The 21785-nt window shown below is 68.6% G+C and carries 20 protein-coding genes; 10 read left to right on the forward strand and 10 right to left on the reverse strand.

The window, feature by feature from the left end; all coding sequences use genetic code 11:
* Nucleotides 1-10: 10 nt before the first annotated feature.
* Both AB0B91_RS49715 and AB0B91_RS49720 read right to left on the reverse strand, forming a co-directional pair.
* The gene (locus tag AB0B91_RS49715) at nucleotides 11-1825 is read right to left on the reverse strand and encodes a DUF4012 domain-containing protein (RefSeq protein ID WP_358336879.1); all 1815 of its coding nucleotides are present in this window, start codon (nucleotides 1823-1825) and stop codon (nucleotides 11-13) included.
* Nucleotides 1815-2024: an LPXTG cell wall anchor domain-containing protein gene (locus tag AB0B91_RS49720; protein ID WP_358336882.1), complete on the reverse strand. Its 210-nt coding sequence runs from the start codon at nucleotides 2022-2024 to the stop codon at nucleotides 1815-1817. Before AB0B91_RS49720 ends, AB0B91_RS49715 begins: the two co-directional genes overlap by 11 nt.
* Before the next feature lie 699 nt (nucleotides 2025-2723).
* Between AB0B91_RS49720 and AB0B91_RS49725 the strand changes: the two genes are divergently transcribed.
* Genes AB0B91_RS49725 through AB0B91_RS49750 form a run of 6 tightly spaced genes read left to right on the forward strand, consistent with a single transcriptional unit; the run spans nucleotide 2724 to nucleotide 9573 of the window.
* Complete coding sequence (locus AB0B91_RS49725; RefSeq protein ID WP_358336886.1) at nucleotides 2724-3881, forward strand: ROK family transcriptional regulator; 1158 nt, start codon at nucleotides 2724-2726, stop codon at nucleotides 3879-3881.
* A 20-nt stretch (nucleotides 3882-3901) separates the two neighbouring features.
* On the forward strand, nucleotides 3902-5380 hold the full coding sequence (locus AB0B91_RS49730; RefSeq protein ID WP_358336889.1) for a sugar ABC transporter ATP-binding protein: 1479 nt from the start codon (nucleotides 3902-3904) through the stop codon (nucleotides 5378-5380).
* On the forward strand, nucleotides 5380-6387 hold the full coding sequence (locus AB0B91_RS49735) for an ABC transporter permease (protein WP_358336892.1): 1008 nt from the start codon (nucleotides 5380-5382) through the stop codon (nucleotides 6385-6387). The genes AB0B91_RS49730 and AB0B91_RS49735 overlap by 1 nt, the downstream gene beginning before the upstream one ends.
* Nucleotides 6384-7430, forward strand: a complete 1047-nt coding sequence (locus AB0B91_RS49740; protein WP_358336895.1) for a substrate-binding domain-containing protein — start codon at nucleotides 6384-6386, stop codon at nucleotides 7428-7430. Before AB0B91_RS49735 ends, AB0B91_RS49740 begins: the two co-directional genes overlap by 4 nt.
* Nucleotides 7431-7441: 11 nt before the next feature.
* Complete coding sequence (locus AB0B91_RS49745) at nucleotides 7442-8572, forward strand: Gfo/Idh/MocA family oxidoreductase (protein WP_358336898.1); 1131 nt, start codon at nucleotides 7442-7444, stop codon at nucleotides 8570-8572.
* Nucleotides 8569-9573, forward strand: a complete 1005-nt coding sequence (locus AB0B91_RS49750; RefSeq protein WP_219533806.1) for a sugar phosphate isomerase/epimerase family protein — start codon at nucleotides 8569-8571, stop codon at nucleotides 9571-9573. Before AB0B91_RS49745 ends, AB0B91_RS49750 begins: the two co-directional genes overlap by 4 nt.
* A gap of 302 nt (nucleotides 9574-9875) precedes the next feature.
* Here the strand turns inward: AB0B91_RS49750 and AB0B91_RS49755 are convergent, their stop codons facing one another.
* The 4 genes from AB0B91_RS49755 to AB0B91_RS49770 form a co-directional block, all read right to left on the reverse strand.
* On the reverse strand, nucleotides 9876-10358 hold the full coding sequence (locus AB0B91_RS49755) for a DinB family protein (protein WP_358336901.1): 483 nt from the start codon (nucleotides 10356-10358) through the stop codon (nucleotides 9876-9878).
* A gap of 109 nt (nucleotides 10359-10467) precedes the next feature.
* Nucleotides 10468-11514, reverse strand: a complete 1047-nt coding sequence (locus tag AB0B91_RS49760; protein ID WP_358336904.1) for a class I SAM-dependent methyltransferase — start codon at nucleotides 11512-11514, stop codon at nucleotides 10468-10470.
* A gap of 87 nt (nucleotides 11515-11601) precedes the next feature.
* Nucleotides 11602-11967 (reverse strand): darcynin family protein, encoded by a 366-nt coding sequence (locus tag AB0B91_RS49765; RefSeq protein WP_358336907.1) that lies wholly within the window; start codon nucleotides 11965-11967, stop codon nucleotides 11602-11604.
* Nucleotides 11968-12022: 55 nt separating this feature from the next.
* The gene (locus tag AB0B91_RS49770) at nucleotides 12023-12910 is read right to left on the reverse strand and encodes an NAD(P)H-binding protein (protein WP_358336910.1); all 888 of its coding nucleotides are present in this window, start codon (nucleotides 12908-12910) and stop codon (nucleotides 12023-12025) included.
* 110 nt (nucleotides 12911-13020) lie between these two features.
* On the opposite strand from AB0B91_RS49770, the gene AB0B91_RS49775 reads away from it, so the two are divergent.
* Nucleotides 13021-13965, forward strand: a complete 945-nt coding sequence (locus tag AB0B91_RS49775) for a LysR family transcriptional regulator (RefSeq protein ID WP_358336913.1) — start codon at nucleotides 13021-13023, stop codon at nucleotides 13963-13965.
* Between the two features lie 166 nt (nucleotides 13966-14131).
* Here the strand turns inward: AB0B91_RS49775 and AB0B91_RS49780 are convergent, their stop codons facing one another.
* Nucleotides 14132-15133 carry a YafY family protein gene (locus AB0B91_RS49780; protein WP_358336916.1) on the reverse strand — a complete coding sequence of 334 codons (1002 nt, stop codon included), beginning with the start codon at nucleotides 15131-15133 and terminating at the stop codon, nucleotides 14132-14134.
* A gap of 54 nt (nucleotides 15134-15187) precedes the next feature.
* Between AB0B91_RS49780 and AB0B91_RS49785 the strand changes: the two genes are divergently transcribed.
* Both AB0B91_RS49785 and AB0B91_RS49790 read left to right on the forward strand, forming a co-directional pair.
* On the forward strand, nucleotides 15188-15625 hold the full coding sequence (locus tag AB0B91_RS49785; protein WP_358336918.1) for a VOC family protein: 438 nt from the start codon (nucleotides 15188-15190) through the stop codon (nucleotides 15623-15625).
* Between the two features lie 347 nt (nucleotides 15626-15972).
* A complete protein-coding gene (locus AB0B91_RS49790) occupies nucleotides 15973-16875 on the forward strand; it encodes an alpha/beta hydrolase (RefSeq protein ID WP_358336921.1) in 903 nt (300 codons plus the stop codon).
* Nucleotides 16876-16925: 50 nt separating this feature from the next.
* Here AB0B91_RS49790 and AB0B91_RS49795 read toward each other — a convergent pair whose 3' ends face one another.
* The 3 genes from AB0B91_RS49795 to AB0B91_RS49805 all read right to left on the reverse strand — a co-directional run bounded on the left by AB0B91_RS49795 (nucleotide 16926) and on the right by AB0B91_RS49805 (nucleotide 20208).
* Nucleotides 16926-18110: an FAD-dependent oxidoreductase gene (locus AB0B91_RS49795; protein WP_358336924.1), complete on the reverse strand. Its 1185-nt coding sequence runs from the start codon at nucleotides 18108-18110 to the stop codon at nucleotides 16926-16928.
* An 81-nt stretch (nucleotides 18111-18191) separates the two neighbouring features.
* On the reverse strand, nucleotides 18192-19133 hold the full coding sequence (gene sigJ / locus AB0B91_RS49800) for an RNA polymerase sigma factor SigJ (RefSeq protein ID WP_358336927.1): 942 nt from the start codon (nucleotides 19131-19133) through the stop codon (nucleotides 18192-18194).
* Between the two features lie 67 nt (nucleotides 19134-19200).
* On the reverse strand, nucleotides 19201-20208 hold the full coding sequence (locus AB0B91_RS49805; RefSeq protein ID WP_358336930.1) for a DUF418 domain-containing protein: 1008 nt from the start codon (nucleotides 20206-20208) through the stop codon (nucleotides 19201-19203).
* A 194-nt stretch (nucleotides 20209-20402) separates the two neighbouring features.
* Here AB0B91_RS49805 and AB0B91_RS49810 point away from each other — a divergent pair, with 194 nt between their 5' ends.
* Nucleotides 20403-21698: an aspartyl protease family protein gene (locus AB0B91_RS49810; protein ID WP_358336933.1), complete on the forward strand. Its 1296-nt coding sequence runs from the start codon at nucleotides 20403-20405 to the stop codon at nucleotides 21696-21698.
* Nucleotides 21699-21785: the final 87 nt, after the last annotated feature.

The following is a 21785-nucleotide window of genomic DNA, read 5'->3' on the forward strand; positions in this document are numbered from 1 at the left end:
GCGCCGGTCTTTAACCCGCGCTATCGATCACTTGGGACTCCGGACCGCAGCCGGTGCGGTCCTGGGTGATCCGGGTCTGCTGGGGATGGGCCAGCGGCTGCACGGGAACCAGCGGCGGCGCGGCCGAGGCGGGCTCCAGCAGAAGGAACTCCAGCGTCTTCGACTGTCCGGGAGCGAGCTCCAGCATGGTGGAGTAGACGGGATGGGATCGTTCGACCTCTTTGATGACCTTCACCAGCTTGCCGTTGATCCGCACGCCACCGTTCTGCGCTCCGGCCCCGGTGTACATCGACACCCAGAGCAGGTTGGACCCGACGGCATGCGGGCGGTCGGGGGAGTCGAGGCGGCTGGTGACATACGCGGGCAGCTTCCGGTGCGGCACATCGTTGGTGAGACGGACCCGTACCTTCGTGACGCGCTGCCCGTCGGCGCGGCAGGAGCCCAGGTCGTACCGGAGCGAGCGCTTGAGGTAGTAGTCGAGCTTGTTGCCGCCGGAGTTGTTGATCACCAGACCGGCGAACGGTCCCGGTTTCTCCGGTAGCACGCCGCTCAGCGGCGTCGTCTCCAGATGTTGCTCCTCGGTGTCCCTGCGGCTCCAGACCTGGATCCGCCGCTCCTCGACCAGCTGCGACAAGGTGGAGATCAACGTGAGGGGATCCGGACGGGACCGGGTCAGCGCCTCGCTGACGGCGCCGGCGATCGTGATGAGGAACTTCTTACGCTCGTCCGGGTTCGGATACCGGACGTAGGCTTCCTGCTCGGTGAGGTCGATGACGTTCTGGGCGGTCACCGTCTCGCCACCCGGGAGGGTGACCGGCCCGATGAGCCTCAGCAGGTAGGAGAGACCGACCGGGTCGGTCGCGAGGGCGCCATCCAACTGCTGGCCGGTCTGCCGTTCCCACATCGCGGTCCAGGTATTCGCGGCGTACGGGAAATGTGGGGAAAGATTGGAATTGGAGAGCAGGGACAGCGCGCTCGGCCCATAACGCGCGCGAAATTCCGGCCCGTAGTCGGCGACCGGAGCGGAACTCGGTGAGAGGCGGTTGTTGGCGGAGAGCCGCTCTATGTCGAGCTTGCCGCGACCGGCTTTCAGAATGCCGAAGGCGCCGACCAGGCCACCGGTTCCGCGCGCTTCGGCATTTGTCTGGAATGCCAGGAAATAGCGGCGGGGACCGTCGTGGCCCAGCATCGGCGGCACCAGAGTGGCGGCGTCGGACGCGGCACCGAGCCAGCCGCGCAGCCGATCGACTTCGCGCAGGGTCGTGCTGCGTGCCTCGTCCACCGCGCTCACGCCCGTGTCCGCCGGGGTAACGGACAGGCGTGAGCGCGCCAGGGCGACTCGGTCGGCGGCGGCGTCCAGGACCGGTGCCGCCGAATCGAGGACGGACAGCAGTTGTCGCACGTTGGCCATGGAAGGCCGGCTGTCCGTGGCGGGCCGGTCGTCCGTGGCGGGCTCGACGTCCATGATCAGCTGCGCGGTGGCCCGGTGCACGTCAGCCAGGGCGGTGGTCAGCTCCGCGACCGTCTCCGCCAGCCCGCGAATGGTCGTCGCGCCGTCTCCCACCACGGGAGCGTGGGCGATCAACGACCAGTCCGGGCCGGAGGTGAGCCGGCGGGCCTCGGACGCGTGCCATCGCGCGTCCGCGAGCGTCCCGGCCAGCCGGCCGGGGTCGCTCGCGCGCAGTAGGACCAGTGCGTCCCTGGTCGCCTGCAGGTGGTCTCGCACGCTCAGACCGAGGTACGCGGACCAACTCCCGGCCAGCGTGAGACCTGCGGCCGGAGCCAGCAGGCTGACGATGACGATTCGGCGTGTCTTAATTCGCACTGGCAGAACGGCGACGCCGAATAGCGATCATTGTGCCGGCGGTTCCCACCAGCAGCAAGCCCGCACCCGCCGCTGCCAGGGCCTTCACGGGCGCTCCTGTCATCGGCAGTTCCTTGTGACCGTGATGGCAATGGCCGCCGCAGCCCCAGTTGTTGTGGTGATGCCAGTTACCTCTGGGATCGTCGATGTCGACGTGCACGTCGACGTGCGACGACGAGGTGGAGGTGACCCTCGGCGGGTAGGGCGTCGGGCTGGCTGTCACGGTCCTCGTGGACGTGGGTGTCGGCCTGGGGGTCACGGTCCTCGTGCTCGTGGGTGTCGGCCTGGGGGTCACGGTCCTCGTGACGGACGGGCTCGGGGTGGGGAAGGACTCGGCCGCCGCGAATCCGGCGGTTCCAAACGCGATCCCACCTCCGGCGGCCATCGCCACGAAAATAGGTATCGTGATTTTTTCTCTCATTTCGGACTCCCCGTGTGGATGGCGGTGCGGGTCATGGGACATTTCGCCCGGAATACCAGCGAAGTGTTCATCACAGAACCCGTTATATGTGCCCTATTAATGGGCGCTCCGTCCGCCGCACGGTTCTTACCGAATGACCACTGATGGTTCTCCATATGTTGACGATCCGGACGGCCCGGCCGGGCCGTCCGGCGTGCTGATCTCGCGGCGAGGCCGGCCCGGGACGCCGACGTGTACGGGCGGGTCGCGAGGGCCGACCCCTGGCGTCCCGAGCGCCCGCCCGGCATGTCGGAGTGCCGGAGCGCGTCGGTGGCAATTGGGGTCAAACAGCCCTTATGTCCGAATCCAGAGGGCTTTGTTTGATTATCGGCGTAAGTTGGGCGGGTTTGGGCGGCTTGCACTCTTGATTTGCCGCATGTGTGATCTTATTGTCGCCGCATGACCTCCGCTCCGGGCTCGCCCGGTGACGTTCTCACCCTCATCAGCGCCGGTTCCGCGACCACCCGCTCGGACCTCGCCAGACTCACCGGTCTGGCCAGGTCCACGATCAGCCAGCGGGTCGACGCGCTGATCGAGCGCGGCCTGGTGTCGGAGACCGGAAGCGGTGAGTCCACCGGCGGGCGTCCGCCACGGCAACTCCGCCTGCACACCGAGGACCACGCCTTCGCCGGCGTCGACCTGGGCGCCACGCACTGCAGGATCGCGCTGATGGACATCTCGGGCAACGTCCTGGCCGAGTGCGAAGACCCGCTGCTGATCGCCGAGGGCCCGGAGACGGTCCTGGCGCACGTCGACAGGCGGCTGGAACGGTTGCTCACCGAGGCGGGACGCCCGCGGGCCGCGCTCAAGGCGATCGGGATGGGGGTGCCGGGGCCGGTGGAGTTCGCCACGGGCCGGCCCAACAACCCGCCGATCATGCCCGGCTGGAACGACTACCCGATCCCCGAGCACTTCGCGGGCTGCGCCGTACTCGTCGACAACGACGTGAACGTCATGGCGCTCGGCGAGCACCGCAACGCCTACCCCGACGCCGGCCACCTGCTGTTCGTCAAGATCGGCACCGGCATCGGGTGCGGCATCGTGGCCGAGGGCAAGCTGCACCGCGGCGCCCAGGGGTCGGCCGGCGACATCGGCCACATCCGGGTCTCCGGCCACGAGGACGCCGGCTGCCGCTGCGGCAACAGCGCCTGCCTGGAGGCGGTCGCCGGTGGCGCGGCCGTCGCCAGGAGGCTGACCGAGCTGGGCACCCCCGCCGAGACGGGGGCCGACGTGGTGGCGCTCGTACAGGCGGGCAACACGCAGGCGCTCCGGCTGGTCAGAGAGGCGGGCAGGCTCATCGGCGAGGTGCTGGCCAGCCTGGTCAACTTCTTCAACCCCGAGGTGATCGTCATCGGCGGCGCCCTGTCCCGGGTCCACGAGCACCTGCTCGCGGGCATCAAGGAGACGGTCTACCGCAGGTCGCTGCCGCTGGCCACGCATCACCTCTCGATCGTGCCGAGCCGTACCGGGATCAACGCCGCCGCGCTGGGCGCCGGGATCCTGGCGATCGAGCACTACCTGTCACCCGAGAACATCAACCGCATCGTCAACGCCTGAAAGGGACCCCGATGCTTGTCATGAGGGGTATCGTCAAGCAGTTCCCCGGTGTGCGCGCGCTCGACGGGGTGGACCTCGACGTGCGGGCCGGCGAGGTGCACTGCCTGCTCGGCCAGAACGGCGCCGGCAAGTCGACGCTCATCAAGGTGCTGGCGGGCGTCCACCAGCCCGACGAGGGCACGATCGAGTTCAACGGCGCGCAGGTCAGGGCGGGCAGCCCGATCGACGCCATCAGGCTCGGCTTCGCCACCATCTACCAGGAACTCGACCTGGTCGACGGGCTCAGCGTCGCGGAGAACATCTTCCTCGGCCACGAGCACGCCCGCGCCGGCTTCGTGAACAGGGGAGCGGTCAACCGGGCCGCCGGCGCCGTGCTGGCCAGGCTGGGCCACCCGGAGATCCGGCCGAAGGCCGAGGTCGGCCGCCTGTCACCGGCCGCCAAACAGGTCGTCTCGATGGCCCGCGCGCTCTCGCACGAAGCCCGTCTGATCATCATGGACGAGCCGTCGGCCGCGCTGGCCCACGACGAGGTGGCGAACTTGTTCCGCATCATCCGCGAACTCACCGCCCAGGGCGTCGCCGTCGTCTACATCTCGCACCGGCTGGAGGAGATCCGCGAGATCGGCGACCGGGTCACCGTGCTCAAGGACGGCCGTACGGTCGCCGTCGGCCTGCCCGCCCGCGACACCCCGACCTCCGAGATCGTCTCGCTGATGACCGGCCGCACCGTCGAGTACGTCTTCCCACCCCGCGCCGCGGAGTCCCCGGGCGACGAGGTGCTGCGTGTCGAGGGGCTCAGCTCGCCGGGCGCGTTCGCCGACGTGTCGTTCTCGGTGCGCGCCGGTGAGATCGTCGGGCTGGCCGGGCTGGTCGGCTCGGGCCGTTCGGAGATCCTGGAGGCGGTCTACGGCGCGCGGCGCGCCTCCGGCCGCGTCGTGCTCTCGGGCAAGCCCGTACGGCGGGGCGACATCGTCGGCACCGTACGGCGAGGCATGGGCCTGGCCCCGGAAGAGCGCAAGGCCCAAGCCCTCCTGCTCGACCAGAGTGTCACCGCCAACATCACCCTGGGCAGCCTGCCAGGGTTCGCCAGGTTCGGCTGGATGGACCGGGCCCGTGAGAAGGCCGAGGCGCAGCGGCTGGTCGAGGCGCTCGACATCCGCCCGCCCGACCCCGAACGGCCGATCAAGACGCTGTCCGGCGGCAACCAGCAGAAGGCCGTACTGGCCCGCTGGCTGCTCGGCAGCCGCAAGCTGCTCCTGCTCGACGAGCCGACCAGGGGCGTGGACGTGGGCGCCAGGGCCGAGCTGTATGCGGTGATCCGCGGACTGGCCGACCAGGGCATCGGCGTGCTGCTGGTGTCCAGCGAGGTGCCGGAGGTGCTCGGCCTGTCCGACCGCGTGCTGGTGCTGCGCGAGGGGACGGTCATCCACCAGGGCGATGCCCAAGAGCTCGACGAGCACCGCGTGCTCGACATGATCATGGATGGGAGAGCCGCCTGATGAGCAACCCCGCAGAAGCGGGCCCGCACGACCGTTTCGCCGTACGGGCGCCCGGCCCGCTGGCCTGGCTCGGGGAGACCCGGCACCTGGGCCTGGTGATCGCGCTGGTGCTGCTCGCGATCGTCGGCCTGGTCACCAAACCCGAGAACTTCGCCACCACCTCCAACCTGGTCAGCATCCTGTCGCTGGCCGCCACCATCGGTGTCATCACGGTCGGCGCCACGTTCGTCATCATCGGCGGCGGCATCGACCTGTCCGTGGGCGCCACCATGGCCCTGGCCTCCGTCTGGGCCACCACGCTGGCCACGCAGGCGTACGGGCCGGCCGTGATGGCGATCTGCGCGATCCTCGTCGGCACCGGCACGGGGCTGGTCAACGGGCTGCTCATCGCGTACGGGCGGTTAGTGCCGTTCATCGCCACCCTCGCCATGCTGGTCGCGGCCCGCGGGCTGGCCCAGCGCATGTCCGACCGCAAGACACAGATCATCCAGTCCGACAACAGCGCGATCGTGGACCTGTCGACCACGCGGCTGCTCGGCGTGCCGCTGCTCGTCTACATCTTCGCGCTGGTCGTGGCGCTCGGCTGGATCGTGCTCAACCGCACCACGTTCGGCCGCCGCACGTACGCGGTCGGCGGCAACCCCGAGGCGGCCCGGCTCGCCGGCATCAACGTCCGCCGGCACACGATGCTCCTGTACGCCCTGTCCGGGCTGTGCTGCGGCATCGCCGCCATCCTCATCATGGCCCGCACCACCACGGGCTCCTCCACACACGGCGACCTGTACGAGCTCGACGCCATCGCCGCCGTCATCATCGGCGGCACCCTGCTCACGGGCGGCCGAGGCACGATCATCGGCTCGATCCTGGGGCTGCTGATCTTCACTCTCATCACGAACCTGTTCATCCTCAACGGGCTCAACACCAGCGACCAGCTGATCGCCAAGGGCCTGATCATCGTCGTCGCCGTCCTTCTCCAGCGACGGAACCTGAAGGAGAGAGCACCATGAGCAACAACGTCGCGCGCAGGGGTTTCCTTGTCGGCGGAGCCGTACTGTTAGCGGCCGGCTGCACCAGCAACGAGCCGGCGGCCGCGCCCTCCACGGCGGCGCCCGCCCCCGTTCCCGCGGCCAGCGGCAACGACCAGCCCGGCACCAAGGTCGTCATCGGCTTCTCCGCGCCCGCGGCCGACCATGGCTGGATCGCGGCCATCGCGAAGAACGCCGAGTCCGCCGCCAAGCAGTATTCGGACGTCGACTTCAAGCCCGTCGAGCCGACGAACGACATCAACCAGCAGATCTCCGCCGTCGAGTCGTTGATCGCGGCCAAGGTGAGCGCGCTGGTGATCCTGCCGAACGACGGTCAGCAGCTCAACCAGGTCGCGCTCCAGGCCACCCAGGCCGGGATCCCGGTCATCAACCTCGACCGGGTCTTCCCCGACAAGCTGGCGTACCGCACCTGGATCGGCGGCGACAACTACGGCATGGGCGTCGCGGCCGGTCAGTTCATCGGCAAGCAGCTCAAGGACAAGGGCGTCTCGAACCCGGTGATCGTCGAGATCCAGGGCATCGCGACACTCCCGCTGACCCAGGACCGCAGCAAGGGCTTCGCCGACGCGTTGAAGACGTTCGGCTTCAGCGTCACGGCCAAGCAGGACGCCAAGTTCACCGTGGAGACGGGCAACTCGGTGGCCGCCAGCCTGCTGCAGGCGCACAAGAAGATCGACGCCATGTGGAACCACGACGACGACCAGGGCGTGGGCGTACTCGCCGCGATCAAGGAGGCTGGGCGCAACGAGTTCTTCATGGTCGGCGGCGCCGGCTCCCTGAACGCCATGAAGGAGATCCAGTCGGGTACGTCGGTGCTGAAGGCCACCGTCACCTACAGCCCCACGATGGCCGCCTCGGCCATCAAACTGGCCAGGTTGATCGCGCAGGAGAAGGGCATGAGCGACCTGGTGGAGAACCAGGTCCCACAGTCGATCACACTCGCGTCAGAGACTATTACCAAGGAGAACGTCGAGAAATACTTGCCACTCGGCTTCGAATCCTGATCGGGGGTTGCATGTCAGACCAAACCACCGTCGGCGTGGGCATGATCGGCTACGCGTTCATGGGCCGCGTCCACTCCCAGGCCTGGCGGAGCGTCGGCGCCTTCTTCGACCTGCCGCTGGCACCCCGGATGGCGGTGCTGGCCGGTAGGTCCAAGGAGCACACCGCCGCCGCTGCCGCCCGGCTCGGCTGGGCCGACTTCGAGACCGACTGGAGGGAAGTGGTCAGGCGCGACGACGTGCAGATCGTCGACATCTGCACGCCGGGCGACTCCCACGCCGAGATCGCCATCGCCGCCCTGGCGGCCGGCAAGCACGTGATCTGCGAGAAGCCGCTGGCCAACAGCGTGGCCGAGGCGGAGGCCATGGTACGGGCCGCGGTCTCGTCGTCCGGCAAGAACATGGTGGCCTTCAACTACCGGCGGGTGCCGGCGGTGGCACTGGCCCGGCGCTACGTCGAGGAGGGCCGGCTCGGCGAGATCCGGCACGTACGAGCCCAATACCTGCAGGACTGGATCGTCGACCCGAAGTTCCCGCTGGTGTGGCGGCTGCAGAAGGACAAGGCGGGTTCCGGTTCGCTCGGCGACATCGGGGCGCACATCATCGACACCGCCCAGTTCATCACCGGCCAGAACGTGGTGGGCGTCTCGGCGCTCACCGAGACGTTCGTCAAGGAACGCCCGCTTTCGTCGGGCTCGTCGGAGACCGGGCCCGTCACCGTGGACGACGCCGCGCTCTTCATCGGCCGGCTCTCCGGCGGGGCGGTGGCCTCCTTCGAGGCCACCCGGTTCGCCACCGGACGCAAGAACGCCCTGCGCATCGAGCTCAACGGCTCGCTCGGCAGCCTCGCCTTCGACTTCGAGGCCATGAACGAGCTGTGGGTCAGCGAGGGCGACGGCGGCTTCAAACGCATCCTGGTCACCGAGCCCGACCACCCCTATGCGGCGGCGTGGTGGCCGCCCGGGCATGGACTCGGCTACGAGCACACCTTCACCCACGAGATCAAGGACTTCCTGGAGGCCATAGCCACGAACGACGACCCGGCGCCGTCGTTCGCCGACGGCCTCCGGGTGCAACGCGTGCTCGCCGCGGTCGAGCGCAGCGCGGCTGACTCCAGCCGCTTCACAGTCGTGGAGGACGTATGAGACCGGTCACATTGTTCACTGGCCAGTGGGCTGACCTGCCGTTCGAGGAGGTCTGCCGGCTCGCCGCCGAATGGGGCTACGACGGCCTCGAGATCGCCTGCTCCGGCGACCACTTCGACGTGGCGCAGGCGATCGCGGACCCGTCGTACGTCTCGGCGAAGCAGGCGCAGCTCGAAAAGCATGGCCTCAAGGTGTGGACCATCTCCAACCACCTTGTCGGCCAGGCCGTCTGCGACCACCCCATTGACGAGCGCCACAAGGCGATCCTGCCGGCCCGCATCTGGGGCTCGGGCGATCCCGAGTCCGTACGCCAGGCGGCCGCCGAGGACATGAAGAACACGGCGCGAGCCGCGGCCCTGCTGGGTGTCGACACGGTGGTCGGCTTCACCGGATCGTCGATCTGGCACACGGTGGCCATGTTCCCGCCGGTGCCGGCCTCGATGGTGGAGGCGGGCTACCAGGACTTCGCGGACCGCTGGAACCCCATCCTCGACGTCTTCGACGAGGTCGGTGTCCGGTTCGCCCACGAGATCCACCCCAGCGAGATCGCCTACGACTACGTGACGACCCAGCGCACGCTGGAGGCCATCGGCCACCGTCCCGCGTTCGGCCTCAACTGGGACCCGTCCCACATGGTCTGGCAGGACCTCGACCCGGTGGCGTTCATCCTGGACTTCGCCGACCGGATCTACCACGTGGACTGCAAGGACACCCGCGTCCGCATCGGCGACGGCCGCCGCGGCCGCCTCTCCTCCCACCTGCCGTGGGCGGACATGAGGCGCGGCTGGGACTTCGTCTCCACCGGGCGCGGAGACGTGGCCTGGGAGGACTGCTTCCGGGCGCTCAACTCGATCGGGTACAGCGGGCCCATCTCGATCGAGTGGGAGGACGCGGGGATGGATCGGCTGGACGGGGCACGGGAGGCGTTGGGCTACATCCGCGGCCTCAACTCCATCACCCCACCGACCACCGCTTTCGACGCGGCCTTCTCCACCACCTGACGCCTCCTCGCCGGGGGCTCACAACCGTGGGCCTCCCGGTGGGGCAGGTGGCGTGCTGCCCAGGGGGCTTCGCCCCCTTCGACCCCCGACAAGCGAGGTCCTCCCGGTGGGGCGCGCTTCGCGCGAATGACGCTCAGGCGTGCTTCTTCGGGGGCTTCGCCCCCGAACGAGGGGCTCCCGCCCCTCGCGCACCCCGGCCTTGCCCGGCGGAAGGACTGGCTGGCTTCTGAGCCGATTCGACCTTCGAGCCGGAGGTGTCTGAACTGGCCAGTCCGTCCGGCCCGGCAACAGAGGCGAAAGAGCTATCGAGGCCCGAGCCCCGTCTTTCCATCAAGCAGTTCGCGGGCGACGTCGAGGTGGCCCGCATGGCGGGCGGTCTCCTCGATCATGTGCAGGACGATCCGCCGCAGGTCGGTGACCTCGTCCCCGAGCGGACCCGGGTGACGTCCCCGCGGGGGCGTCGACAGGGGAGTCGCGGCAAGGACGGCGTTGGACCGCTCGCACTGGGCGCGGTAGAACGCGAAGACCACAGACGGTGGGCGCGGTGTGCTCAGCGGCGTGTGCTCGTCGGGCCAGGGCAGTGGCTCGGCGGATCCGGTGGCGATCTCCTGGAACCAATGCCGCTCGGCGTAGCCGAGGTGCTCCACGAGACCCAGCACCGTCCATCCCGAGGGCAGGATCGCGGTTGACAACGCTTCGACGTCGAGGCCGTCCACGATCGCGAGAACGCTGGCGCGCTGCGCCTCCAGGAACATCAGCAGCGTGCTCTTCTCGTCGTCATCCACCCGGGTCCACGCCCTCTCTGATCAGACGATGAAGAACTGCCGGGAGAGCTCGTGCAGGATCACTACCGGCGAGTGCCGCACGCTAGCAAACGGAACCGACATTCGCTCTCTACGGCCGGATCTCGTAGACGAGGTTGAACGGGGTCTCCGCGGCTCTTCGGAACCGGGTGAAGCCCGCCTCGCGACTTAGCTCGCGGATCCTCGCCTCGCCCGCCTGCGCGCCCAGCGCGTAGCCGCCCGGCTGGGACAGCGCGTTGGGCACGCAGAGGAACGTGGACCCGCTGTAGTACAGCCGCCCCACGGGGGTGAAGTTGTCCTTCACCGAATCGGCGGCGTACGGCTCGACCAGCAGCCACGCGCCCTCCGGAGCCAGCGCTTCCCGCACCCGCCGGGCGGCCCCCAGCGGGTCGCCCATGTCGTGCAGGCAGTCGAACATCGTCACCAGGTCATAGTTGGTGCCGGTGAAGGTGTGCGCGGTAGCCACCTCGAAGTCGACCCGGTCGGCCACCCCGGCCTCGGCGGCATGCTCGCGGGCCAGCTCGATGGACTCGGCATGGTAGTCCGAGCCGACGACCGTGGTACGCGGGTACGACTGCGCGAGGAGGATCGAGGACGACCCGAGGCCGCAGCCGACGTCCGCGACCACGGTCCCCGCCTTCAGCTTCTCCTCAATGCCGTTCAGCGCCGGGATCCAGCTCGACACCAGCGCGGCCACGTAGGCCGGACGGTAGAACGCGTCGCACCCGACGAAGACGTCCTCCACGTGCTCGTGCCAGCCGAAGCCGGCGCCCGTTTGGAACGCCTCGGTGATGCGCGGCTCGGCGCGCAGCATGCCCAGCGCGATGAGGTACGCCGCCGGTATGTTCGGGCCGGCCGGATCGGCCAGGCAGTACGCCTGCTCCTCCGAGAGCGAGAACCGGCCCGTCGCCGCGTCGTAGCCGACGTACCCCCCGGCGGCCTGCCCACGCAGCCATTCGGTGAGGTAACGCGGGTGGCACCCGGTGCGCTCGGCGAACTCTTCGGGAGTCGCGGGCCCCTCGGCGAGGGCGCGATACAGGCCGAGCCGGTGACCGATCACGACGGAGCCCGCCGCTTCGGTCGCCCCCAGGTCGCTGACGGCCCTGCCCAGGAACTCCGTCACCTTGTTCTGGTCCATCTGTGGTCTCCTCCCCGCAAGAGGACCCGACAGGGGTGAGTCTGCCCTGGCCACAGGCGTGTTACCCCGTGCAGGGTGGGCGGTGTGTCAGGTGGTGATGGTGGCGACGGGATCGAGGCCGTAGGTGCGGGCGTAGCCGTTCTCGGTGCCGACGAGGAGGTCGACGACCTCGAAGTAGCGGTCCCAGAATGCGGTTTCGCGCAGTGCGTCGATCAGGAGCTGGTAGGCGTGGTGGTCTTCCGCTTCCCACACCCAGACGTCGGTGACGCGCGCGGAGTAGAACTCCGTGTCGTAGAAGCGTGACCGGACGCCGCTGGTCCTGGCCTCGATCGCGGGCAGGACCTGGGTGGTGAAGGTGTCCGCACGTTCCTGGACGGTCAGGGCGAGCCACTCGGGTGTGGTCTTGACGAGCATGAACGCCGTGACCGGCGGTCCGGTTTCCTCAGCGGGCATCAGGACGCCTCCAAAGGTGTAGGTGGTCTGTGTTCCGGCGACGGGTGGTGGGCCCTCAGGAGAGGACGGCGGGCTTGAGGGTCTGGGCGCACCACTGCTCGAAGCCGGTGGGGGAGGCGGTGTCCGGGGTGCGGGCGACGCCGGCGTCGAGGCCCTCGTCCTTGGCTCGCTTCATGGCGACGACGCCCTGGACGAATGCCTCGTTGAGGCCGTAGCCGACGAGGGTGGTGTACAGCTCGTCGAGCGGCTGGCGTTCGTAGCGGACGGGGCGGCCGAGCTGTGCGGTCATGATGCGGGCCAGGTCGTTGGGGGACAGGTCCTCCGGCCCGAGGACCGGGACGCTGTCGGTGCCGGTCCACGAGCGGTCCAGCAGCAGGCCGGCGGCGGCGGCCGCGATGTCGGCGACAGCGACGAGGGGGGCCTTGCGGTCGGCGTCGACGGTGTCGGTGAAGACGCCCTTGTCGCGGATCGAGCCGGACTCCTCCAGGAGGTTCTCGAAGAAGGACGGGCTGGCCAGGGCCCGGTAGGCAACACCGGTACCGGCGATGAGGTCGTCCATGGCGAGAGAGGCGGTGACCAGACCGGCGCGGTCGGCGACCGGGGTACCGCGCCCGAGCGCCGAGACCCCGACGACGTGGCCGACACCGTGGACAGCGAGCGCCTTCACGGCGGGGCGGGTGAAGCCGCTGTAGGCGTCGTGCGGCGCCAGGGAGGCGTCTGGGGGGACGAGCCAGAAGACGGCGTCCGCATCTTCGAAGGCCCGGTCGAGGACCTCGGTGTCCGCGTGCGAGCCGGTGATCACCTCGACACGTCCGCGCGCCGCGTCCGGAAGCCGGGCGGGGTCGCGCACGATCACGCGCAGTTCCTCCCCCGCGGCGGACTCCAGGAGCTTAGAAAGCAGGTGACGGCCGATGTTCCCGGTGGGAGCGGTAATAACGATCATGAAAACCTCGCAGGTGCCGGATCGGTACGACTCCCATCCTGCGGAGGACGGCTGTGTTGCCACAATGGGAACTTCAGCATGGAATCATTGACTGAAATGGAATGATGCTGGTGAACAGCCCAGAGCCGGTCATCGACGCCAATCTCGCCATCGCACTGGACGCCCTACTGGCCGAGCACAGCGTCACCCGCGCCGCCGCCCGCCTGCACACCTCGCCCGCCGCCATGAGCCGCACCCTCGCCCGCCTCCGTCGCATCCTCCAGGACCCCCTCCTGGTCCGGGCCGGACAGACCATGGTTCCCACTCCACGCGCCCAGTCCCTGCGCGACGAAGCCGCCGCAGTGGTACGCAGCCTCGGAGCACTGCTCAGCCCCGGCACAGGCGTCGACCCCGCCAGCCTGCGCAGCACCTTCACCCTCCAAGCCGCCGACCTGGTCGCCGCGGCACTGGCCCCCGGACTGCTGCGACTGGCCCAGCAGGAAGCGCCGGGGGTCTCGTTCCGGCTCCGGGCCGAAGAACTGGAGGCCGGAACCACCCTCCGCGACGGCCGGATCGACCTGGAGATCGGATCCATCGACCACGTAGACCCCGAAACCCAGGTCGAAGAACTGGTCAGCCTCCGCATGATGGCGGCCGTCCGGCCAGGCCACCCCCTCACCGAAAGACCCCTGACCCCGGCCCGGCTCGCCGCCGCCCAGCACGTCGCGGTCAGCCGCCGCGGCCGGTTCACCGGCCCCCTCGACACCGCCCTGGCCGAGCAGAACCTCCACCGGCGGGTCAGCGTCGTCCTCCCCAGCCACCTGGCCGCAATGACCCTCGCCACCCGCAGCGACATCGTCTGCCTCGTACCTGCCGCACTCTCCGGCGCCGCCCCCTCACCCCTCACCGACGACGCCACCGCCCTCGGACTGTGCCTCCTCGACATCCCCCTGGCACTGCCACCACTGACCATCGGCATGGCCTGGCACCCCCGGCACACAGCCGACGGAGCCCACCACTGGCTCCGCAACGCCATCCGCCGAACCCTCCGCACACCCGGAAGCCAAACCACATGATCTGACCCAGGCACCGGGACAGCCGCGACCAGGAGGCAACAAGATTCGAGCGAGGCGCTGACACCAACAGGTCCTGCACAGCAGAAGACCACCCGATCGAACCACCGAACACCATGGCCGGTGCGACACAATTCGGGCTGACCCAAGGAAGCCTTGCCGATACCAGTCAGACGCGAGGCGGACTTCGCCGGGCCGAGGACATGAGTCGGTTGGCGAGCTCCGCGACAAGGTCGCGGAGCTCGTCCGGTTGCTCGATGACGAACGGCCGGTCCAGCGAAGCGAGCACGCCCGGCAGCCAGTCAAGCCGTTCGGCGCGGATCTCGACACGGGACCACTGCCTGGTGTCCGAATCTGCGGCGCTCGCGGACGGTGACTCGTCAACGACCGCGACGCTGGCCGGGAGCCGGGTGCGGATCTGCTCGGCTGTCCCCTGGATCCGCAGAATCACCTCGTGTCGGTACGAAGCGGTGGCGAGCCCTGTCAGGACGCGCTTCGCCGGATCGAGTCCAACAGGCGGCTCAAACGATCCGGGCAGAGTTCTCGTACCGGTAATGCGATCCAGCCGGAACGTCCGGTCCTCGCCGACCGCGGGATCCGCACCCGTCACGTACCAGTTGCCCGAATGGGCGACGAGCCCGTAGGGGTGCAGCGTGCGTTCGCTGCGCCGGCCGTCGGCGGCGGTGTACCGGATCGAGATCGGCCGGTGATGGCGCACCGCGTCGGCGATCGAGAGCAGAACCCCGGTCTCCGGGGCGGTCGACTCGCCGGGCGGAGCCGTGAAGGCGAGGGAGTCGAGCACGGCGTCGAGTCTGCGGCCGAGCCGCTCTGGCAGCACCCGCCGGATCTTGGCCGCTGCCGTCTCGCTCGCCGTGCCGGTGGCCGTCATCAAGCCGGCCCGCCGACCCGCGACCAGGCCGAGCAGCACGGCGAGCGCTTCGTCATCGCTCAGCATGAGCGGCGGCATACGGTAACCGCGGGCGAGCCGGTAGCCGCCGTAGCGGCCACGCACGGACTCGACGGGCACGTCGAGGTCGATGAGGTGGTCGATGTAGCGCCGCACCGTACGCTCATCGACGTCGAGCCTGTCGGCGAGTTCGGCCAGGGTTCGAAGGCCTCCCGCTTGCAGGAGCTCCAGCAGGGCGAGCACGCGGGCAGTGGGTCGGGACATGTTCCTAAGCGTCCTGCAGATACTGGGCGGTTTCTGTCCAGTATTGCTCGTAGCGTGTGGTCAGAAGCACTGACCTACCTGGAGAGAACCGCCATGAACCTCGTCTCGATCCGCATCATCACCGGCGATGTCGCCCGCCTCGTCGGCTTTTACGAGCGCGCCACCGGAGTCCAGGCGAGCTGGTCCAACGATGACTTCGCCGAACTCAACACCGCCTCGGCCACCCTCGCGATCGGCAGCACCCGTACCGTGCCGCTGTTCGCGCCTGGCTGCGCCGATCCGGCCCAGAACCGCAGCGTCATCATCGAGTTCCTCGTCGACGACGTGGACAGCGTGTACGAGAAGCTGACCGGCTTCGTGGCGGACTTCGTCAACGAGCCCACGACGATGCCTTGGGGAAACCGTTCGCTCCTGTTGCGCGACCCCGACGGCAACCTCGTCAACTTCTTCACCCCCGTCACCCCGGCCGCCATCGAGAAATTCGCTCGCTGACGATCTGGGGCTCGATGCCGACAGGAGTCAGCGGGGCCATCCCCGAGCAGCGAGGTCGGCACCACTTTCGCTCGCGGCCGCTCAATCGTGACTCACCGAGACGAGCAGTCTCCAGCGCAAGACTCGTCCCGCCAGTAGGTATCTGCAGCCGAGATAGCGCTGTCCTGGTCCAGCGGTCCATCACGCGCCACGGACGGCGCCAGTGTCACATTCAGCCCAGCTACTCCGTCTATCGGCCATATCTACTCGATTTGATGGAGTAAATAATGGCATCGACACATGTTCTTGAGCCTGTGCGCAAGGCCACGCCGTCTCGTCGGCGGTGGGTGCGCTGGACGCTGGGCGTTATGGCGATTGCGCTGGCCGCGGTTCTCCTGATCGCTTACGTCTGGCAGCCGTCCGCTGATGGCGGCTATCGCTCGCGGTACCTGTCCCGTATCCACTCCATGTACGTCGAGACGCCGGTGGCGCGCTTCCGCTACACCAAGACGGGCAGCGGATCGCCGGTCGTCCTGATCGCGGGCGGGGCCCAGTGGCAGTACTCCTATCGTGACACGATCCCCGTCCTGGCCAGGGAGCACACGGTCTACGCCGTAGACATGCCCAGTCAGGGTTACACGACCGTCAAGGATGACTTCGCCTACGACCTGCCGGCCATGTCCGATGCGCTGGGCTCGTTCCTCGACGCCGTGGGCCTGCGCACCACCTCCCTGGTCGGCCACTCCTGGGGCGGCGCCTGGACGTTGTACTTCGCCGAACGCCATCCCTCTCGCGTCGACAGGCTGGTTCTCCTGGACGCGCCCGGGCTGGCCAAGGAACCCGCCTCGCAGACGGCGTTGTTCGCCCTTCCCGTCGTCGGTGAGCTGGCCGTCAAGCTGATGGGCCGCTCCGACTTCGAGAAGAGCCTGCGCACCGCTTTCGCCGACCAGGACCGGGTCAGCGGTGAGGTGGTGGATGAGACCTGGCACTGGATGTCCAGGCCCGAAAAGCGGGAGGCCTTCGTGAAGCTGGTCCGCCGCCAGGACTACACCGCTACCGATGCCGCGCTGGGCACGGTCCGGGCCGAGACGCTGGTCGTCTGGGGCGAAGCCGATGAGTGGCTGCCTGCCTCCTATGCCACCGAGTACGGCAAGCGCCTCCAGAACGCCACCGTCAAGATCATCCCAGGCGCCGGCCACAACGTCCACGAGGACAACCCCGAGATGGTCAACCCGCTACTGCGAACCTTCCTCACCGGTACCACCAGCTAAGCCTGTGGGCCGCGGTCACAACCCTCGTGCGTGCGATCTGCGGGCTGTGTTCATGCAGTCTTCTGCTTGAGCGTCTGCTCATGCGTAACGCGGTGCTGCCGGGTCGGCATCCCCAGTGTCGGGTTGGCGACGCTCCATGCGGCGCTCTTGCAGACCAGTTCCTTGTAGGCGGCGGCCAATCGGCCGCGCAGGACCGACTGCTTGGCGTGGTCGTCGGCTGTGACGAACTGGATCAGGCCCTCCTTGCGGCCCAGTGAGATGCACTGGTTGGCGTAGCCGATCGTCTTGTCCGGGACCTTCCGGCCGGTCAGGCGCGCCGCGATGACGTCGGCGGCCAGCCAGGCGGTGGGGATTCCCGAGGCGCACGACATCCGTAGCGGCTTGTCTCCGGCGCCCATCGCCATGGCCGCGTCGCCGACGGCGTACACATCGGGGTGTGAAACCGAGCGCATGGTCCGGTCGACCACGATCTGGCCGGTGCCGGAAACCTCCAGGAAGGTTGCCTTGGCGATCGGGTGGACCGCGAAGCCGGCGGTCCATACGGTGACCGCGGCGGGGATGATCCTGCCGTCGGCGGTGGTGACGTGGTCGGCTTCGACCCCGGTGATGGCGGTGTGTTCGTACGCGGTGATGCCGAGCTTGCCGAAGACCGTCCGTAGATGTTCGCGGCCCTTGGGGGAGAGCCAGTCGCCGAGGCTGCCGCTGGCGGCGAGGGCGACGTCGAGGTCCGGGCGGGCTTCGGCGATCTCGGTTGAGGCTTCCACGCCGGTGAGCCCGCCGCCGACCACCACCACGGTCTGTCCGGCATCGAGGCTCGCCAGGCGCTCGTGTAGCCCGAGTGCTCCGGAACGGCCGGCGATCTGGTGAGCGTGCTCGGCGGTTCCGGGTACGGCTTGGCTGTTCCAGCCGCTGCCGAGGGCGTACACGAGGGTGTCGTACTCCAGCTCTTCCGCACCGTTCGCGCCGGTGATGGCGACGGTCTTGCGGTCGACGTCGACGCCGGTGACCTTCGCGAGCCTCAGTTCGACGCCGGTGCCGGCGTAGATCTCGCTGAGTGGCCGGGGCCTGAGGTCCTGGCCGGTCGCCAGTTGGTGGTTGCGGACGCGTTCGACGAAGTCAGGCTCGGCGTTGACGAGGGTGATGGCGACGTCCTCGCGGCGCAGCCGCTTGGCGAGGCGGCCGGCGGCGCTGGCACCGGTGTATCCGGCTCCGAGAACGATGACGCGGTGCTTCATTTCGGGCTCCTGTCCGGTTCGGATTCGTCACTTGAACCGGATGGCCCGCCGTTTCCTGACAGGCGCGCGATGTGAGACACGTCACATGACGAGCAGGGGCTCCCCATGGCTTGCCGCCGCCCATTGCTCGGTCGCGCGTTCGAGCTTGTCGGGGTTTGCCTGGGTACGGCAGGCGGTGATGCCCTCGGCGGTGACCTCCAGGCACAGGATGGCGACGACCCGGCCCGCCACGACGGCCACAACGGCGGGCTCGCCATTGGCGGTCCAGGCGTATATCTCGGGCGAGCCGCCGACGACGGCGCGCTTGGCCTCGGCGGGCTTGAACAGGCCCCACATGAACTTCGCGACCGCGACGGCTCCCTCGAACGCCTTGGTGCGTGCCGGAACCTTCCCTCCGCCGTCGCCGATGGAGATGGCGTCCTTGGTGAGCAGGCGTACGAGCTCATCGGTCTGGCCACTGGTGGCGGCAGCGAGGAACTCCTCGACGATCCGCCGGGCGGCGGCTTCGTCGATCTCGGCGCGGGCCTTGCCGTACGCGACGTGCTTCTTGGCGCGGTGAAAGATCTGCTGGCTGGCTGCCTCGGTGATGGCAAGGATCTCGGCGATCTCCCGGTGCGGATAGTCGAACGCCTCCCGCAGCACGTACACGGCCCGTTCGTTGGGGGACAGGCGCTCCATGAGGGTGAGGACCGCGTACGAGACCGATTCGCGCTGCTCGGCGGTGTCGGCCGGGCCGAGCATCGGGTCGCCGGCGAGCAGCGGCTCGGGAAGCCATCGGCCCACGTAGGTCTCGCGGCGCGCCCGCGCGGAGGTGAGCTGGTTGAGGCACAGGTTGGTGAGCACCTTCGTCAGCCAAGCCTCGGGGACCTCGACGCGGTCGACGTCGGTGGCCTGCCAGCGCAGGAACGTCTCCTGCACGACGTCCTCCGCCTCGTCCGCGGAGCCGAGGAGACGGTAGGCGATGGCCCCCAGACGGGGCCTCGACAGCTCGAACCGGTCGACGTCATCCACCGTCAAAGGCATGACCCGATCCTAACGGTGTGGTGGTCACCCAGCCCGTCCACACCAGATGAGCCGCCGCTCTAGCCGCTCAACGAACGCTGAGGGGCGGGCGGTGCGCCCAGGTCGCCCAGCGCCAGAGCCACTCGATGGGGCCCTGGCGGTAGCGGCGCAGCCAGAGGGTGGACAGAAGCCACTGGGCGGTGAGGATGGCTCCCGCGGCCAGGAACGCCGTCTGCGAGGACTGGCCGATCGGCAGGCCGAGGAGTCGGCTGGCCGCCAGGACGAGGAGTGTGGCGGTCAGATAGTTGGTCAGTGCCATCCGGCCCAGTGGCGCGAAGAGAGCCTGCAGCACCGGTCGCAGCGGCGTTCGGAGCAGGACCAGCAGGGCACATACGTACACGCCGATGAACAGCAGCTCGGCCAGGCCGGAGGTGAAGGACGGCTGCGTCGTGTCCGCCTCGGTGTGCATGGCGGCCTGTACCCATAGGACACAGGCCACCGCCGCCGCGAAGCCCAAGCCCAGCAGGAGCGGACCTCGGATGGACCGGTCGATCTTTTCGACGACCCCGTAGCGGACCAGTGCCGAGCCCAGCAGGAACAGTCCGGCGATCAGCAGGGGCCCGCCCCCGTTGATCAGTGACACCGGGATGAGTGCGGCGGCGAGGCCGGCCACGGCCCATCGCGGCAGCCAGGTCGAGGGCAGCAGCACCAGCATGCCGACGATGGCGTACTTGGTCAGGATTTCGCCCGGCCACAGCAGCATGTGCACGAGGCCGATGGCGAGCATCGCCACGAGGCGGCGCAGCAGGACCAGCCGTGGGCGGGGGACTCGGTTCGCGGCGGAGCCCAGCAGCAGGGAGAACCCGATACCGAACAGCAGGGAGAAGGTCGGGAGCCCGAGCCAGGGGTCCCAGTCACCCATGGGCTTCGTCGCGACCGCGGTGCCGTGGTTGGCGATCAACTGGATGTTGGCGAGCAGGATCTCGCACAGCGTGAGCCCGCGCAGCACGTCGAGCGCGATGATCCGGGATCGACCGGAGGAGGGCGCAGCCGGACCCGTGGGATGAGATTGCGGGGGGAGATCTTCGCGTTGCATGGGGCCTCATCCTGCAAGGCCGCCCCGAGGAGGGCACGGGTCGAAAGCAGGATTCACGACGGGCAAGGGGGTACTTTCGGCCGGTTCATCTACACCTTCCACGAGGCAGGAAACGGGGAAGAAACAGGCTGCTGGCTTCAATGCCTCCCATGACTCGACACCGATCAGCGTCGACATGGTTCGACGACGAGAGCATGGATCGGCGTAAGTTCCTGCGGCGGGCCGGTCTGGCCGTCGGCGCCGGCGTGATGCTCCAGCAACTGGGGGCGCCCCGGACGAGCGCGCCGCTCTCCGTGGCCTTGAGTTCCGCGACATCGGGTATCGACCCCGACCAGCTTTTCAAGAGCGGCGAGTTCAAGCAGGCCGATCGGGGCTATGCGTACCTTCTGCGTAAGGATCCCGGCAACGCGCACGCCGTGGCGCAGCGCGGACGCATCGCGCTGCTGTCCAACCAGTTCGAAGACGCCGAGAGGTTCCTGACCAAGGCCATCGATCTGGCCCCTGGCGACAACTTCTCGAAGCGGCAACTGGCGGAATGCTTCGTCCGGCAGGACAAGGTCGCCCGCGCGGTTCCGCTGCTGCGGGGCACCGGCGATCCGAGTGACGCGGCATTCGCCACCCAGTACGCCGCCGTGTCCGGCACGCCGTATGAGCTGCGGGGCGCGCAGCAGACGCGCGTTCCCTTCGTGTGCGTCGATCCGCTGCCCTGCGTCAAAGGCGCGGTGAATGGGGGTGAGCAGAAGAACTTCCTCATCGACACGGGGGCGACGCTGGCCTTCTCCACGGAGATGGCGGAGCAGGCCGGTCTGCGCGCGGTGTCCACCAGCACGAGTCATCCCGCCGGGCAGACCCTCACGACATATCACGGCGTCATGGAGTCGTTTCGGCTGGGTGACATCGTGCTGCGCAATGTTCCGGTCGTCTGGTACGACCTGAGAATGCCGAACCTGCCGGACGGCTCTCGGCCCTCGGGCGTCATCGGGACCACGCTGCTTTATCACTTCCTGGCCACGATGGATTATGCGAAGCAGGCGCTCGTCCTGCGGCGGAAGACGGGAGCACAACTGCGGGAGTTTCAGCTGGAGGCCAGGCGTGCCGAGGCCGATCGGCTGCCGTTGTGGCTGGCGGGTGACCATGTCCCCTGCACGCTGGGCAGCCTCAACGATTACGGGCCACGGGTGGCCTCCCTCGACACGGGAGGCATGGGCATGGGCGTCATGACGACCGAGGAGAATGCGGAACGAGCCGGTATCGAGATCGACTACGAACACCCGACGCCAGGCGGCGGGATGACGAGCTACCCGATCACTCCGGCCAGGATAAGACTCGGCCGCAAGGTCGGCCGGAACATTCCCGGTGTCGTCGGCGGCTGGCCGTGGCTTGAGCTTTTCGGGTTCGAGACGATCGCCAACTTCACCCATGAGTTCTTCAAGCCCTACGCCATCACCTTCGACTACGCCGACATGAACTTCTATATCGCGAGCAGGTAGCGCGCGCCCTTCACGGAGTCCTCGGGTGGTGATCCCCCCGAGGGCTCCGTTCGCGTTTCCGGGCGTTGAAACGCTTCTCGGTGCTCG

The organism is Nonomuraea sp. NPDC049141 (assembly GCF_040648415.1).
Classification (GTDB): domain Bacteria; phylum Actinomycetota; class Actinomycetes; order Streptosporangiales; family Streptosporangiaceae; genus Nonomuraea.